General features: G+C 54.5%; 12 protein-coding genes and 2 pseudogenes. 5 read left to right on the forward strand and 9 right to left on the reverse strand.

Translation table 11 applies throughout. The features are described from left to right. The first annotated feature begins 92 nt into the window (after positions 1-92). From fdnG to fdnI, 3 genes are read left to right on the forward strand one after another with little or no spacing between them, the layout of a single operon-like run. A complete protein-coding gene (gene fdnG, locus AM329_RS05920) occupies positions 93-3,140 on the forward strand; it encodes a formate dehydrogenase-N subunit alpha (RefSeq protein WP_086623561.1) in 3,048 nt (1,015 codons plus the stop codon). An 11-nt stretch (positions 3,141-3,151) separates the two neighbouring features. After that, positions 3,152-4,036 carry a formate dehydrogenase subunit beta gene (gene fdxH / locus AM329_RS05925; protein ID WP_003857048.1) on the forward strand — a complete coding sequence of 295 codons (885 nt, stop codon included), beginning with the start codon at positions 3,152-3,154 and terminating at the stop codon, positions 4,034-4,036. Then, positions 4,029-4,685 carry a formate dehydrogenase-N subunit gamma gene (gene fdnI, locus AM329_RS05930; protein ID WP_003857050.1) on the forward strand — a complete coding sequence of 219 codons (657 nt, stop codon included), beginning with the start codon at positions 4,029-4,031 and terminating at the stop codon, positions 4,683-4,685. Before fdxH ends, fdnI begins: the two co-directional genes overlap by 8 nt. 59 nt (positions 4,686-4,744) lie before the next feature. Here the strand turns inward: fdnI and ppk2 are convergent, their stop codons facing one another. Further along, positions 4,745-5,563, reverse strand: a complete 819-nt coding sequence (gene ppk2 / locus AM329_RS05935; protein WP_023314186.1) for a polyphosphate kinase 2 — start codon at positions 5,561-5,563, stop codon at positions 4,745-4,747. Positions 5,564-5,724: 161 nt separating this feature from the next. Here ppk2 and araJ point away from each other — a divergent pair, with 161 nt between their 5' ends. Continuing rightward, positions 5,725-6,900 carry an MFS transporter AraJ gene (araJ, locus tag AM329_RS05940; protein WP_003857053.1) on the forward strand — a complete coding sequence of 392 codons (1,176 nt, stop codon included), beginning with the start codon at positions 5,725-5,727 and terminating at the stop codon, positions 6,898-6,900. A 38-nt stretch (positions 6,901-6,938) separates the two neighbouring features. On the opposite strand, the gene AM329_RS05945 is transcribed toward araJ, so the two are convergent. Next, positions 6,939-8,141 carry an NAD(P)/FAD-dependent oxidoreductase gene (locus AM329_RS05945; RefSeq protein ID WP_032609253.1) on the reverse strand — a complete coding sequence of 401 codons (1,203 nt, stop codon included), beginning with the start codon at positions 8,139-8,141 and terminating at the stop codon, positions 6,939-6,941. A gap of 130 nt (positions 8,142-8,271) precedes the next feature. On the opposite strand from AM329_RS05945, the gene AM329_RS05950 reads away from it, so the two are divergent. Next, positions 8,272-8,781, forward strand: a complete 510-nt coding sequence (locus AM329_RS05950; RefSeq protein ID WP_015570482.1) for an Rrf2 family transcriptional regulator — start codon at positions 8,272-8,274, stop codon at positions 8,779-8,781. A 39-nt stretch (positions 8,782-8,820) separates the two neighbouring features. On the opposite strand, the gene adhP is transcribed toward AM329_RS05950, so the two are convergent. The 7 genes and pseudogenes from adhP to AM329_RS05985 form a co-directional block, all read right to left on the reverse strand. Beyond that, positions 8,821-9,831, reverse strand: coding sequence for an alcohol dehydrogenase AdhP (adhP, locus tag AM329_RS05955; RefSeq protein WP_023314184.1), 1,011 nt, complete (start codon positions 9,829-9,831; stop codon positions 8,821-8,823). A gap of 206 nt (positions 9,832-10,037) precedes the next feature. After that, positions 10,038-10,859, reverse strand: a pseudogene (locus AM329_RS05960) (ATP-binding cassette domain-containing protein); the annotation flags it as partial. A gap of 396 nt (positions 10,860-11,255) precedes the next feature. Further along, a complete protein-coding gene (locus AM329_RS05965; RefSeq protein WP_003857058.1) occupies positions 11,256-12,953 on the reverse strand; it encodes an NAD-dependent malic enzyme in 1,698 nt (565 codons plus the stop codon). A 176-nt stretch (positions 12,954-13,129) separates the two neighbouring features. Beyond that, positions 13,130-13,267, reverse strand: a complete 138-nt coding sequence (gene sra, locus AM329_RS05970) for a stationary-phase-induced ribosome-associated protein (protein WP_003857059.1) — start codon at positions 13,265-13,267, stop codon at positions 13,130-13,132. Between the two features lie 95 nt (positions 13,268-13,362). Beyond that, positions 13,363-13,578: a biofilm-dependent modulation protein gene (gene bdm / locus AM329_RS05975; protein ID WP_003857061.1), complete on the reverse strand. Its 216-nt coding sequence runs from the start codon at positions 13,576-13,578 to the stop codon at positions 13,363-13,365. A 141-nt stretch (positions 13,579-13,719) separates the two neighbouring features. After that, positions 13,720-14,241: a VOC family protein gene (locus tag AM329_RS05980; RefSeq protein ID WP_003857065.1), complete on the reverse strand. Its 522-nt coding sequence runs from the start codon at positions 14,239-14,241 to the stop codon at positions 13,720-13,722. Positions 14,242-14,292: 51 nt separating this feature from the next. After that, positions 14,293-15,144 (reverse strand): annotated as a pseudogene (locus tag AM329_RS05985) (Vmh family MBL fold metallo-hydrolase). Positions 15,145-15,254 lie beyond the last annotated feature (110 nt).

Raw genomic sequence — 15,254 nt, forward strand, 5'->3', positions numbered from 1 at the left:
GCTAAGTATAGCGACCTTGATTTGACGCAATAAAAAAAGGGGCTTTGCTGTTAGTTTGCCGCGCGAAGTCTTATCAGATAACGAGGACAACAATGGACGTCAGCCGCAGACAATTTTTTAAAATCTGCGCGGGCGGTATGGCCGGAACAACAGCCGCGATGCTGGGATTCGCTCCCAAAATGGCGCTGGCTCAGGCACGCAACTATAAACTGCTGCGCGCGAAAGAGATCCGTAACACCTGCACATACTGCTCCGTGGGTTGTGGGCTATTAATGTATAGCCTGGGTGATGGCGCGAAGAACGCCAAAGAAGCGATTTATCATATTGAAGGGGACCCGGACCATCCGGTGAGCCGCGGGGCGCTTTGCCCGAAAGGGGCGGGGCTGCTGGACTACGTCCACAGTGAAAACCGTCTGCGCTACCCGGAATATCGTGCGCCGGGGTCTGACAAATGGCAGCGTATCTCCTGGGACGACGCTTTCTCCCGAATTGCAAAACTGATGAAAGCGGATCGCGACGCCAATTTTATTGAGAAGAACGAGCAGGGCATCACGGTAAACCGCTGGACCTCCACCGGGATGCTGTGTGCCTCTGCGGCAAGTAATGAGACCGGCATGCTGACGCAAAAATTTGTGCGCTCCCTCGGCATGCTGGCGGTTGATAACCAGGCGCGCGTCTGACACGGACCAACGGTAGCAAGTCTTGCTCCAACATTTGGTCGCGGTGCGATGACCAACCACTGGGTTGATATCAAAAACGCAAACGTCGTGGTGGTTATGGGCGGTAACGCCGCTGAAGCCCATCCGGTGGGGTTCCGCTGGGCGATGGAAGCGAAAAACAACAACGATGCGACGCTGATTGTCGTCGATCCACGCTTTACGCGTACGGCATCGGTGGCTGATATCTATGCGCCGATCCGCTCCGGTACGGATATTACGTTCCTTTCCGGCGTACTGTTGTACCTGATCGAAAACAATAAGATTAACGCGGAATACGTTAAGCATTACACCAATGCCAGCCTGCTGGTGCGGGAAGATTTCGCTTTCGAAGATGGTCTGTTCAGCGGCTATGACGCCGAGAAACGTCAGTACGATAAATCATCCTGGAACTATCAGTTCGACGAAAACGGCTACGCGAAACGCGATGAGACCCTGAGCGATTCGCGCTGCGTGTGGAACTTGCTGAAACAGCACGTTTCCCGCTATACGCCGGACGTGGTGGAAAACATCTGCGGTACGCCGAAAGCGGACTTCCTGAAAGTGTGTGAAGTGCTGGCCTCCACCAGTGCCGCCGACAGAACCACTACTTTCCTGTACGCGCTGGGCTGGACGCAGCATACCGTGGGCGCGCAGAACATTCGCACCATGGCGATGATCCAGCTGCTGCTCGGCAACATGGGGATGGCCGGTGGCGGCGTGAACGCCCTGCGCGGGCACTCTAACATTCAGGGCTTAACCGACCTCGGCCTGCTGTCGACCAGCCTGCCGGGTTACCTGACCCTGCCGTCCGAGAAGCAGACCGACTGGCAAAGCTGGCTTGACGCCAACACGCCAAAAGCGACGCGTCCGGACCAGGTGAACTACTGGAGTAACTATCCGAAGTTTGCCGTCAGTCTGATGAAATCGTTCTACGGCGACGCGGCGCAGAAAGAGAATGACTGGGGCTTTGAGTGGTTGCCGAAATGGGACCAGGCTTACGATGTCATCAAGTATTTCAACATGATGGATAAGGGCGACGTCACGGGGTATATCTGCCAGGGCTTTAACCCGGTGGCGTCATTCCCGGATAAAAACAAAGTCGTTCGCAGCCTGAGCAAGCTGAAGTACATGGTGGTTATCGATCCGCTGGTCACCGAAACGTCTACGTTCTGGCAGAACCACGGTGAATCAAACGATGTCGATCCGGCATCCATTCAGACGGAGGTGTTCCGCCTGCCATCGACCTGCTTTGCGGAAGAGGACGGTTCTATTGCCAACTCTGGCCGCTGGCTACAGTGGCACTGGAAAGGTCAGGATGCGCCGGGTGAAGCGCGTAATGACGGCGAAATTCTGGCCGGGATTTACCATCGTCTGCGCGAGATGTACCGCACAGAAGGCGGCAAAGGCGCTGAGCCGCTGCTGAAGATGAGCTGGAACTACAAGCAGGCGGATCATCCTGAGTCCGAAGAGGTGGCAAAAGAGAACAACGGTGTGGCGCTGGCCGACCTGTACGATGCCAACGGCAATCTGGTGGCGAAGAAAGGCCAGTTGCTCAATAGCTTCGCGCTGTTGCGTGACGACGGTACCACCGCCTCGTCCTGCTGGATCTACACCGGCAGCTGGACTGAGCAGGGTAACCAGATGGCCAACCGCGATAACGCCGATCCGTCAGGCCTGGGTAACACCCTGGGCTGGGCATGGGCGTGGCCGTTAAACCGCCGCGTACTGTACAACCGTGCCTCCGCAGACGTGAACGGTAAGCCGTGGGATCCGAAACGCATGCTGATCGAGTGGAACGGCACGAAGTGGACGGGGAACGATATCCCGGACTTCAACACCGCCGCGCCGGGTAGCAACACCGGGCCGTTTATCATGCAGCCGGAAGGGCTGGGACGTCTGTTTGCTATCGACAAACTGGCGGAAGGGCCGTTCCCTGAACACTACGAGCCGATGGAAACGCCGCTCGGCACTAACCCGTTGCACCCGAACGTGGTGTCAAGCCCGGTGGTACGCATCTACGAAGACGACGTGCTGCGTTTAGGTAAAAAAGACAAGTTCCCGTATGTCGGCACTACTTACCGCCTGACCGAGCATTTCCATACCTGGACCAAGCACGCGCGGCTTAACGCCATCGCGCAGCCGGAACAGTTTGTGGAGATAAGCGAAACCCTGGCGAAGGCGAAAGGCATTGCCAATGGCGATCGCGTGAAGGTCAGCAGCAAGCGCGGCTTTATTCGCGCGGTGGCGGTGGTCACCCGTCGTCTGCAAACGCTGAACGTGCACGGCCAGCAGGTGGAAACGGTGGGCATACCACTGCACTGGGGCTTTGAAGGGGTAGCGCAGAAAGGCTACATCGCCAATACCCTGACGCCAAACGTCGGCGATTCCAACTCGCAAACGCCGGAGTATAAAGCGTTTCTGGTCAACATCGAGAAAGCGTAAGGAGCGATTAAATGGCGATGGAAACACAAGACATTATTAAACGCTCCGCGACCAACCCGATAACGCCCGCGCCTCGTGCGCGGGACTACAAGGCAGAAGTCGCCAAGCTGATCGATGTCTCTTCCTGCGTGGGCTGTAAGGCCTGCCAGGTGGCCTGCTCGGAGTGGAACGATATCCGCGACGAGGTGGGGCACTGCGTAGGGGTCTATGACAATCCTGCTGATCTGAGCGCCAAGTCCTGGACGGTGATGCGCTTTAGCGAAACCGACCAGAACGGCAAGCTGGAGTGGCTGATCCGTAAAGACGGCTGTATGCACTGTGAAGATCCGGGCTGCCTGAAGGCATGCCCGTCTGCCGGGGCAATCATTCAGTACGCCAACGGGATCGTCGACTTCCAGCAGGATAACTGCATCGGCTGCGGTTACTGTATTGCGGGTTGTCCGTTTAATATCCCGCGTCTCAATAAAGAGGATAACCGGGTCTATAAATGCACCCTGTGCGTCGATCGCGTCAGCGTCGGCCAGGAGCCTGCCTGCGTGAAGACCTGTCCTACCGGGGCGATCCACTTCGGCACCAAAAAAGAGATGCTGGAAGTGGCGCAGCAGCGGGTGGATAAGCTCAAAGCGCGCGGCTATGACAAGGCCGGGATTTATAACCCGCAGGGCGTGGGCGGCACGCACGTCATGTATGTTCTGCACCACAATGACCAGCCGGAGCTGTATCATAATCTGCCGAAAGATCCGGCGATCGATACATCAATCAACCTGTGGAAAGGGGCGCTTAAACCGCTTTCAGCGGCGGGCTTTATCGCCACCTTTGCCGGGCTGATTTATCACTACATCGGTATCGGGCCGAATAAAGAGGTGGATGACGACGAGGAGGAGCATCATGAGTAAGTCGAAAATGATAGTGCGCACAAAATTTGTCGATCGCGCCTGTCACTGGACGGTAGTCATCTGCTTCTTCCTGGTGGCGGTATCCGGCATATCGTTCTTCTTCCCGACGCTACAGTGGCTCACGGAAACCTTCGGGACACCGCAGATGGGGCGCATTCTGCATCCGTTCTTCGGCGTGCTGATTTTCGTGGTGCTGATGTTTATGTTCGTGCGTTTTGTTCATCACAACATCCCTGACAAGCAGGATATTCCGTGGCTAAAAGGGATTGTTGAGGTTCTGAAAGGCAACGAGCATAAAGTCGCGAAGGTGGGGAAATACAACGCCGGGCAGAAGATGATGTTCTGGACCATCATGAGCATGATTTTTGTGCTGCTGGTGACCGGGGTCATCATCTGGCGTCCGTATTTTGCGCACTATTTCCCGATTCAGGTAGTGCGTTATGCGCTGCTGATCCACGCGACCTCGGCCATTATTCTGATCCACGCCATTCTGATCCATATGTATATGGCCTTCTGGGTGAAAGGATCGATTAAAGGCATGATTGAAGGGAAGGTGAGCCGCCGCTGGGCGCAAAAACACCATCCGCGCTGGTACCGGGACGTTGAGCGTCTTGAAGCGCAAAAAGAGAGTTCGGAAGGGTTGAAGTAAACCTTGCGCCGTCGGCATTGTCCGGCGGCGCTGCGCTTGTGCTGGCCTGCTTCCCCGTATCAAAATCGCTCTGCAATATACCGGAAGGGATATTTTGTAGGCTTCACTTTGCCGATCTTGCGTTTCGGTAAATCCACTTTGTCTACGTGAATTTCTTTATAGGGGATCTGTGAAAGCAGATGCGAAATAATATTCAGCCGCACCCGTTTTTTATCTTCTGAGCGCGCCACAAACCACGGCGCCCAGGCGGTGTCGGTCGCTTTAAACATCGCGTCACGGGCGAGGGTATATTCATCCCACAGATTAAAAGATTTTATGTCCATTGGAGACAGCTTCCAGATCTTGCGACCATCATTAATGCGATCGCGCAGGCGGCGTTCCTGCTCTTTTGGCGTTACTTCAAGCCAGTATTTCAACAATATGATCCCGGCATCGACCATCGCTTTTTCCATTACCGGCGTTCCATCAAGAAATTTTTCGGTCTGCTCTTCAGTACAGAAACCCATTACTTTTTCCACCCCCGCGCGGTTGTACCAGCTGCGGTCAAAAATAACGATTTCCCCGGCAGAGGGCAGATGAGGAACGTAACGCTGAAAATAGAGCTGACTTTTCTCTTTATCGGTGGGGGCCGGTAACGCAACAACGCGAAACACCCGGGGGCTGACGCGTTCGGTGATGGCTTTGATGACGCCGCCTTTACCGGCGCCGTCTCGCCCTTCAAAAACAATACAGACTTTTAACCCTTTGGCGACCACCCATTGCTGGAGCTTAACCAGTTCAACATGGAGGCGGCGCAGCTCTTGCTCGTACGTTTTGGTTTTGAGCGGCGCGTTTTTAACGACATCATCAACAACACGGGTTTTCTTCTTACTGACCATGGCGGGTCTCCCTATGGGTCCGGTCGCGGGATCGAGGCCGTACTAAGCGTGTAATCGGCCTGAATGAATGGATTAATGTGTCAGAAAGCTGATTTGAACTGGTTCACCATACAAGTTTAATCAATAATGCACGCTGCGTATTTTTTAACAGTGGTCGCGGTATGAAAAAGACAATTTTTTCGTTAGCACTGGCTACCTTTGGTCTGGGGATGGCTGAATTTGGCATCATGGGCGTGCTGACAGAACTGGCCCATGATACGGGCATTTCGATTCCCTCTGCCGGAAATATGATTTCGTTTTACGCTTTTGGCGTGGTGATCGGCGCGCCGATTGTGGCGCTGTTCTCCAGCAAATTTTCGCTGAAAACAACGCTGCTGTTTCTGGTGGCGATGTGCGTCGTTGGTAACACACTCTTTACCTTCTCTGACTCCTACGTGGGGCTGGCGGCGGGGCGCTTAATCTCTGGTTTTCCGCATGGCGCGATTTTCGGCGTGGGGGCGATAATCCTGTCAAAAATCGCACCGCCGGGTAAAGTGACGGTCGCTGTGGCCGGGATGATTGCCGGGATGACCGTTGCCAACCTGCTTGGCGTACCACTCGGGACGTGGCTGGGACATGAATTTAACTGGCGTTACACCTTCTTTTTGATTGCGGTCTTTGACGCGCTGGTGATCCTGTCTGTTCTGCTGTGGGTGCCAGACATTCACGACACGACAACCACCCGGCTGACAGAACAATTCCATTTCCTGAAGAAACCGGAACCGTGGTTGATTTTTGCCGCTACGATGTTTGGCAATGCCGGGGTGTTTGCCTGGTTTAGCTTCGTGAAGCCGTTTATGGTCAACGTGTCAGGCTTTTCCGAGGGCGTGATGACCGCGATCATGATGCTGATGGGGCTGGGCATGGTGCTGGGAAATGTCTTCAGCGGCAAGCTGTCGTCGCGCTTTAGCCCGCTGCGCATTGCTGCCACCACCGACCTGGTGATTGTGGCTTCGCTGCTGGCGTTGTTCGCCTTTGGCGAGCTTAAAACAGCTTCACTGGTAATGGGATTCGTGTGCTGCGCCGGGCTGTTTGCGCTCTCTGCGCCGCTGCAAATTCTGCTGCTGCAAAATGCGAAAGGCGGCGAGATGCTGGGGGCCGCAGGCGGACAAATGGCGTTTAACCTCGGCAGCGCAATTGGCGCGTATTTCGGTGGAATGATGATTACGCTCGGCTTTAGCTGGAGTTATGTCACGCTGCCGGCAGCGATCTTATCCTTCTCAGCGATGACCTCTCTGTTGATGTATGGTTATTTATGTGCCAAAAAGCGTCAGGCCAACGCAGGAGCGCTGGCCTGATTCCACATGTTGCCCGCTGGTCGCGGTGCTGGAGTGGACTACACGAATTTCGCCAGCGGGTCAGCGGCGGCAAAAGCAACCGCTTTGTCTGCTGCTGGCGGGTAAATCAGTTCGTTGGTGATGGCGACTTTGATCTTTTTGCCTTCCTCGCGCACGGATTTAATGCGCTGGTCCCAGCCCTCGGTGTATACCGCGCCCCAGCTACCCAAATCCAGACAGGTAACGTAGTTCACCTGACGGTAAGGGTACGGCTCCACATTTAACAGGCTGGCCGCCGCGTTGTGTCCGGCGAATTTCCCCAACTGGATCGCGTGCTGGCAGGTCATCAGCGCCGTGTTGCCCACATCGTCCGTTTTGGCATGCGCCATATCACCCGTCACGTAAACCTCCGGATGCGCAGGAACCTGCAATGTGTCGGTGACGATAAGGCGTCCCTGAGTGTCGCGTTCCCCGTCAATTTGCAGGCTGAGGGGGTTAGCTTCTACCCCTGCCGTCCACACTACAGTGGCGCTGGCAATGCGTTCTCCGTTTTTCAGCGTTACGCCGCTGGCATCGATGGCTTCAACTTCACTGTTTAAACGCCATTCAACGCCCAGCGCGCTGCTTGCTTCTTCAATGGTGTTTCTCAGCGCCTCGCTGTAACGCCCGCCAATGGTTGCACCCCTTTCAACTACGATTACTTTAGTCTTTGTATTGGCGCCGAAGCGAGTGCGGAGCCGGGCAGGGAGTTCCGTTGCCAGCTCGATGCCGGTAAAGCCGCCGCCACACACGACCACGGTATTACGCTCCGGGGTGGAGGGGCGCGAAACCAGCGAATCAAGATGTTGCTCGAATAACCTGGCGGAGTCGAGTTGGTCGATATCAAAGGCGTATTCAGCCAGACCGGCAATTGGGGGGCGTTTAGTCTGGCTACCGGTTGCGAGGATCAGACGTTCCCAGGCGACGTCAGCAATCACGCCGTTTGAATTGCGATATAAAACGGTTTTAGACGAGGTATCAATACGTTGTGCTTCGCCCGCAATAAAGTTAATGCCCAGCTCAGCAAACAGTTCGGTCAGAGGTGCGACCATCATCGACACGTTCTCTTCATAAAAGCGTGGGCGAACGCGCAATTCCGCAACAGGGGCCAGCACGGCAATGCTGAGGCTATTGTTACCCTCCAGAGCAGAAAGGCGCGCGGCGCTGACCGCAGCCCACATACCGGAAAACCCACTACCCACAATTAAAATCTGCTTTTTCATACTCGATCCTTTAGTGCGTCAGGCTGTATGTCTGACATAACTGCCACTATACTTGTCGGAGTTAACTACGACAACTTCTTTCTGAGTTAAAAATCGTTATAATGCAGCGAACAATGACCCGGAGTGAGCCATGGCGTTTTACAGTTCTGGTGTGGAATATGGCATTCATAGCCTGATGTGTATGGTGGATGCAAAAGGCAATGAACGTGAGATGAGCGTCCGGGAGATGGCGGCCTTGCAGGGCGTGCCCTACGACTATCTTGGAAAAATCTTCACCCGTTTATCACGCGCGGGGCTGGTTATCAGCACCGAAGGCAAAGGGGGAGGCTTCCGGCTGGCGCGTCCGGCAGAGCTGATCAGCGTGCTGGACGTGGCGCACGCCATCGACGGCGAGAAGAATATGTTTGAGTGTCGGGAAGTGCGTCAGCGCCTGGCGGTGTTTGATGAAACGCCACCTGCCTGGGTCTGTGACGGCCCGTGTGGGGTGCGCTCGGTCATGGATAGCGCGCAGCAGCGGATGGAAGAGGAGTTAGGGCGCCATACCATCCTGGATCTGGCGCGGAAGATGTATCGAAAAGCGCCTGACACGTTCCAGATCGAGGTTCAGGAGTGGATTTCCGATCGCCGTTCGTCCACGTGAAAAGCCGGGCAGGGCAAAGCCGCTACCCGGCCGCCGCGGTTAAGAACGTAAATCAATCACCATACGGCCACGGATCTGGCCCTGTTCCATCTCTTTGAAGATAGCGTTGATATCTTCCAATGGGCGCATCGTGACTTTCGGAACCACCTTACCTTCAGCCGCAAACTGGAAGGCTTCGAGCAGATCCTGACGGGTACCCACCAGAGAGCCCACCACTTGAATCCCATCCAGGACCAGACGTGGAATATCCAGGCTCATCGCTTCCGGCGGCAGGCCAACAGCCACCACGCGGCCTCCGGCGCGAACCGCGTCAACGGCAGAGTTGAAGGCCGCTTTCGCTACTGCCGTCACCACCGCCGCATGCGCACCGCCGGTTTTCTCCTGAATCACTTTTGCCGCATCTTCACTGCGGGAGTTCACGGTTAAGTCTGCGCCCATGCTGGCAGCGAGCTTCAGCTGCTCGTCATTCACGTCAATGGCGATAACCTTCGCATTGAAGACATTTTTGGCGTATTGCAGCGCGAGGTTGCCCAGACCGCCCAGGCCATAGATCGCAATCCACTGGCCGGGTTTGATGTCAGAGACTTTTACCGCTTTGTAGGTGGTGACCCCGGCGCAGGTGATGCTGCTGGCTGCCGCGGAGTCCAGCCCGTCCGGGACTTTAACCGCGTAATCCGCGGTTACGATGCACTCTTCCGCCATGCCGCCGTCAACGGAGTAACCCGCGTTTTTCACGTCACGGCACAGCGTTTCGTTGCCGGTATTACAATATTCACAGTGGCCACAGCCTTCAAAGAACCACGCCACGCTTGCACGGTCGCCTACTTTTAGCGACGTGACGCCAGGACCAATCTCTTTGACGATACCAATCCCTTCGTGGCCGAGGATCACCCCGGTTTTGTCGCCAAAATCGCCATTCTTAACATGGAGATCGGTATGGCACACGCCACAGCACTCCATCTTCAGCAGCGCTTCACCATGTTTAAGCGCGCGTAAGGTTTTCTCTGTAACATTAACCTGATGATCCTGAGTGACAACAGCAGCCTTCATGTGTTTCTCCTTTCATGATGAGTATCTGCATAGCAGGTGTAATACCCATTAAGGATTAATACTTTGACGCTGTAATGCAAGGCAACCGCAACATAATGTCATCATTTAGCTCAGTTTCAGATTAAGAATACGGCGATCCTCTAATAATCAGTAGGGAAAAACACTGACGTAAAAAAGACCCGGCGTAATGACCGCCGGGTACAGGCTTACAGTTGGGCTTCTATCTCCTCAATCTCTTTTCGCCATTGCGCCTGCAACTGCGGTTTTTGATGTTTGGGCTTACGCGCCAAATCTTCTTCCAGCAACGTTTCCAGGGCGACAAGGCGTTCGAGCAGATCGTCTGACGCTGAAGAGGGTGCCTTCAATGCGGCGTTCGATGCCTCAGGTACAGCCGGACCGGCGTCCTCACGCAGGCGCTCAAAGACCGCCTCCGCATCGTGCCATTCGCTCAGCCTGCCGTCCTCAATCAGCCAGAAGCGGTTACAGCACTGGCTAATTAACTGACGATCGTGGCTCACCAGCAGCACTCCGCCTTCAAACTGTTGCAGCGTTTCCGCCAGCGCCTCTTTGCCCTCCATATCCAGGTGGTTGGTCGGTTCATCCAGCATCAGCAGGCTATAACGGGCAAGGGTCAGGCCGACGAACAGCAGGCGCGAACGTTCCCCGCCGCTCAGCGTACTGACTTTTTGCCCGTGCCGCGCCCACGGGAAGCCGGCACTGATGAGTGCCATTTTACGGGTTTGCGGATCTGGCGCGAAAGGCTCCAGCGCATCAAGCAGCGCCGTATCGTCTGGCAACTGATGCAGCGTCTGGTCGTAGTAGCCGGGTGAAACGCGCGGATGACGCTTAAGCCGCTCGTCCGAGATCTCGTCGCGAAAATGTCGCCAGATAAGCTTCAGCAGCGACGATTTTCCGCAGCCGTTATCACCCAGCAGGCCAATGCGGTCGCCTTTTTTCAACGTAAAGGAGAGAGAGTCGAAGAGCGTGCCAAACGCGGTATCAACACGTAAAGAATGTGCAGTGAGTAGAGTGCTCATTGTTGCTTACCCAGGAGTTACAGGCATGTTTATGCCTCGTCAAACATCGCTGACGATAACTCAGTAAGCCCGAGAGAAGGGATTTCAGGGGTTAGTGTCTTCGCTCAAGCGGTAGTTATCGCAGCACGATACCGATAACGCTTGAGCTGGTGCGATCACCAAATGTATGTGAAACATTGAAAATTTCACAGTACAGCATAATTGGCCTCCTTATATATTCAGTAGGTTAATGGATGAAGGGAGTGTAGCGGGGGAAAATGGGTTTGGCTAGTGGGAAGTGCCGTATATTCCCCTCACCCTAACCCTCTCCCCAAAGGGGCGAGGGGACTGTCCGGTGCGGTTTTCACCCTCTCCCCTTTGGGGAGAGGGCTGGGTGAGGGGCGATGCTTAAATCGAAGTACGACGATAGCTACGGTATTCCGGCATCCAGAAATTATCATCAATCGCTTGCTGCAACGCATCGGCAGAGGTTTTCACCGCGACGCCTTGCTGCTGCGCCATTTTGCCTACCGCGAAGGCAATTGCGCGGGACACTTTATGAATGTCTTTCAGCTCCGGCAGTACCAGGCCTTCACCGTTATTCACCAGTGGTGAGTGACCTGCCAGCGTTTCGCTCGCGGACATCAGCATTTCGTCGGTGATGCGGGACGCGCCGGAAGCGATCACTCCCAGACCAATACCCGGGAAGATATAGGAGTTATTGCACTGCGCAATGGGGTAGAGCTTGTCCTTCCACACCACCGGATCGAACGGACTGCCGGTCGCGACCAGCGCATTGCCTTCGGTCCAGGCGATGATATCCTGCGGCGTCGCCTCCACGCGTGAGGTAGGGTTCGATAGCGGCATCACGATAGGGCGTTCGCAGTGCTTATGCATCTCGCGAATGATCTCCTCCGTGAAGAGGCCGGTCTGCCCGGATACGCCGATCAGAATATCCGGCTTCACGTTGCGCACCACGTCAAGAAGCGAGAGCACCTCGTTATCCGTATCCCAGTTTTTCAGGTTCTCGCGCTTCTGCACCAGTTTGGTCTGGAACGGGAGCAGGTTAGGCATACCGTCGGTCAGCAGGCCAAAACGGTCCACCATAAAGACGCGGGAGCGGGCGAGCTCTTCGCTTAAGCCTTCGCGCTGGGTCTGGGCAATAATTTGCTCGGCGATGCCGCAGCCCGCGGAGCCTGCACCCAGGAAGACAATTTTCTGATAGCTGAGCTGGCTGCCTGCCGCACGGCTCGCAGCAATCAGCGTACCGACGGTCACTGCCGCAGTGCCCTGAATGTCATCGTTGAACGAGCAGATCTCATCGCGGTAGCGGTTCAGCAGCGGCATGGCGTTTTTCTGTGCGAAGTCTTCGAACTGCAACAGCACGTCCGGCCAGCGGTGCTTCACGGCCTGGATGAAATCATCCACAAACTGATAGTACTCGTCGTCGGTAATGCGCGGGTGACGCCAGCCCATGTACAGCGGGTCGTTCAGCAGTTGCTGGTTGTTGGTCCCCACGTCCAGGACCACCGGCAGGGTGTAGGCCGGGCTGATCCCGCCGCAGGCGGTATACAGCGAGAGCTTACCGATGGGAATACCCATCCCGCCAATGCCCTGGTCGCCAAGGCCCAGAATACGTTCGCCATCGGTTACCACGATCACCTTGATGTTGTGGTTCGGCACGTTTTGCAGAATGTCATCCATGTTGTGACGGTTCTGATAAGAGATGAACACGCCGCGGGAACGACGGTAGATCTCCGAGAAGCGTTCACATGCCGCGCCGACGGTTGGGGTGTAAATGACGGGCATCATCTCTTCGAGATGGTTCTGCACCAGGCGGTAGAAGAGGGTTTCGTTGGTGTCCTGGATATTACGCAGGTAGATGTGCTTATCGATTTCGGTTTTAAAACCCTGATACTGGATCCAGGCGCGTTCCGCCTGTTCTTCAATGGTTTCAACCACTTCAGGCAGCAGGCCCAGCAGGTTAAAGCTGCTGCGCTCTTCCATGCTAAAGGCGCTGCCTTTGTTCAGAAGGGGAAACTCCAGTAAAACCGGACCGGCGTAAGGAATATAAAGGGAACGATGTTTTTTCAGTTTGTTGTCCATGTCACTCACTCTTTTTAAGAAGATCCGTCCCTGACACTGCTGTTTGTCATCTTTCTGGCCTGTGCTACGGGGTGCGGTCGGTTGGTATTATAAAGGAGCTGAATATTAATTACCGCAACACATAAACAAAAACACCATCGGGATTACCGATGGTGTTGTGAATATCGTGCCGGAACTTACTTGCCGGAAGGGCGTTTTCTGCCGGTAGCGTGGGTAACCTGCGTTTCGCTACCCTCCTCAATAACCACTTTACGCTTGTTAGAGAGCTTGTAGTTCAGTCCCAGAATGTGGCGTGCCTGACGGTTCGATTTCATTTTAACTCCTCAATCCCGTTGATAGTTTTAAGGACAAGTTTGCTCACGCAAACGAAATGTAACCCCTTAGGTTGCAGATCCAGCTTAGCAGGTTTTTACAAAGGTGCATTTTGCCCGCTGACCACATAGTTGATGGTTTGCTGGTAGATGTCACTGAGGATGTCATTGTCTGTGGCTTCCACCCACTTGGTCAGTTCCATCAAAATGTCATCTTCGGTAACAACGCCGTGCTCTGCCTGAAGACCCTGCGCAATCGCGTTAACGAGTTCGGGTTGTGCTGCTGTGGTATGTGCCGGGTAATAAGTAAACATGCTGCCTCCGTGTCGTTGTCTGTTTAATGTTACGGCGTGCAAAATCGTAATTCACATTCAGATTGGCAAATATTTTCGCCGTTGTGGTTCAGATTCGTCCTAGAAATAAAAATATCATCTATCCTGGCACACAAATAAAATTCAGGGTTTCCAGCGGCGTAAATTTGTCGTTTTTTCATAAGGCATGGGCGTCGGCCAGGAGATCAATTCCACAATGCTGCCCCAGGGGGTCTGCCCATAGCAGAAAGCATTCCCTTCACCTTGCTCATCCGGAAACGTGAGCGGCTTTGGCGCGGTAAACATCTCCCCGCCGGCAGCGGTGAAAGCGGCTATCGCCTTATCAAAATCATCAACATAAACAGCAAAATGCTGGAGGCCAAAGTCGCTGGCGCGGGCGGGCATTCCCTGTTCAGGGCCATGCATTTCGAAAAGTTCAATGCCGGGTCCATGGGGCATAACAAGCATGCGAATGGCGTGAATTTTTGTGCCGGGAAATAATTTTAAGGTGTGCTGCTGGGCGGCCTGATCAATATTATCGGTTTCCGCATCGACAGAATGATATAAAACCTGTGCGCCGAAAGCGCGTTCAAAAAATAGGGTGGCTTTTTCAATGTCGGGCACCGTAATACCGATATGGTCGATGCCCCTTACTGACGATGGCATAGTAAACTCCTGCTATAAAAAATTTAAATATAGCAGGAGATAATCAGGATATTACCACTTCATTTCGCCGGTATTCACTTTGGCACTCAATTCCAGCGAACTGGCTTCCGCCAGATTCGGCCACTGTTTTTTCATCGTGCTAATGACGCCGGTTGACGCTTTATGTGTCATGAGGGCCTGTTCAAACTGATGTAGATAGCGACGGGTAAAGTCGATAGCGCCGGTACCCGCTGGCGGTGTCCCAAGGTAGTGGCCCGGAATAACGTGTTCGGGCTTAAGGGCTGCCATGCTATCCAGCGTCTGCTGCCACTGTTTGCGGCTTTCCGGCGTTTGGGTATCCGCCGTCCAGACGTGAATACCCCACGAGACGCCCGTGCCGCCGAGGATGGTTTTTGCGGATGGGATCCAGACGTACGCCGCATAGCTCTCAGGCTCTTCAATATTCACTCTTTCACCATCAATCATAAAGGTGGTTGAGGCAAGCACTTGCGGCACGTAGAGCTGTGACGGCGCGCCGTCTTTCATCTGTGGCCCCCAGAAGGCGAGCTTCGCGTCTTTTGTGGCCCTGATATGGTCCACCACCTGTTACGTGGCGACAACTTTGGCATTAGGGAAGGCTTTCACCAGCGGTTGCAGGCCGAAATAGAAATCCGGATCGCCGGAGGTGATCACGATTTTGTTCAGCGTTTTACCGCTGTGGCGAATTTTTTCTACCAGCGCTTCGCCATCTTTCACGCTGAACTGGGCGTCAAACAGTACCGCCTCTTTCGGGCCAGACACCAGGGTGGAAGAAACGGCAAAAATGCCTTTTTCCTGCGGGTTGTACGTATCAACGGTCAACGGCGCGGCAAAGACGGCCGGAGTGAAAAGGGTTGTCAGCAAAGCAAGGCGGGCGATAGTCATGGTCATGTCTCTGTTCTTCAGGAAAGTCTCTATTGTACGGATCTCTTCATTTGCCAGAATTCCTGAAACAGGAGATGCTTAGTTTCATAAATCGAGCAAATGGAGGTCAA

Origin of the sequence: Enterobacter cloacae complex sp. AR_0002 (assembly GCF_001922365.1) — a bacterium.
GTDB classification, from domain to species: Bacteria; Pseudomonadota; Gammaproteobacteria; order Enterobacterales; family Enterobacteriaceae; genus Enterobacter; species Enterobacter hormaechei_C.

Bases quoted from the DNA above. Each gene is read 5' to 3' on its own strand.
- fdxH (WP_003857048.1), top strand. From the start codon at position 3,152: ATGGCGATGGAAACACAAGACATTATTAAACGCTCCGCGACCAACCCG.
- fdnI (WP_003857050.1), top strand. From the start codon at position 4,029: ATGAGTAAGTCGAAAATGATAGTGCGCACAAAATTTGTCGATCGCGCC.
- ppk2 (WP_023314186.1), bottom strand. From the start codon at position 5,563: ATGGTCAGTAAGAAGAAAACCCGTGTTGTTGATGATGTCGTTAAAAAC.
- araJ (WP_003857053.1), top strand. From the start codon at position 5,725: ATGAAAAAGACAATTTTTTCGTTAGCACTGGCTACCTTTGGTCTGGGG.
- AM329_RS05945 (WP_032609253.1), bottom strand. From the start codon at position 8,141: ATGAAAAAGCAGATTTTAATTGTGGGTAGTGGGTTTTCCGGTATGTGG.
- AM329_RS05950 (WP_015570482.1), top strand. From the start codon at position 8,272: ATGGCGTTTTACAGTTCTGGTGTGGAATATGGCATTCATAGCCTGATG.
- adhP (WP_023314184.1), bottom strand. From the start codon at position 9,831: ATGAAGGCTGCTGTTGTCACTCAGGATCATCAGGTTAATGTTACAGAG.
- AM329_RS05965 (WP_003857058.1), bottom strand. From the start codon at position 12,953: ATGGACAACAAACTGAAAAAACATCGTTCCCTTTATATTCCTTACGCC.
- sra (WP_003857059.1), bottom strand. From the start codon at position 13,267: ATGAAATCGAACCGTCAGGCACGCCACATTCTGGGACTGAACTACAAG.
- bdm (WP_003857061.1), bottom strand. From the start codon at position 13,578: ATGTTTACTTATTACCCGGCACATACCACAGCAGCACAACCCGAACTC.
- AM329_RS05980 (WP_003857065.1), bottom strand. From the start codon at position 14,241: ATGCCATCGTCAGTAAGGGGCATCGACCATATCGGTATTACGGTGCCC.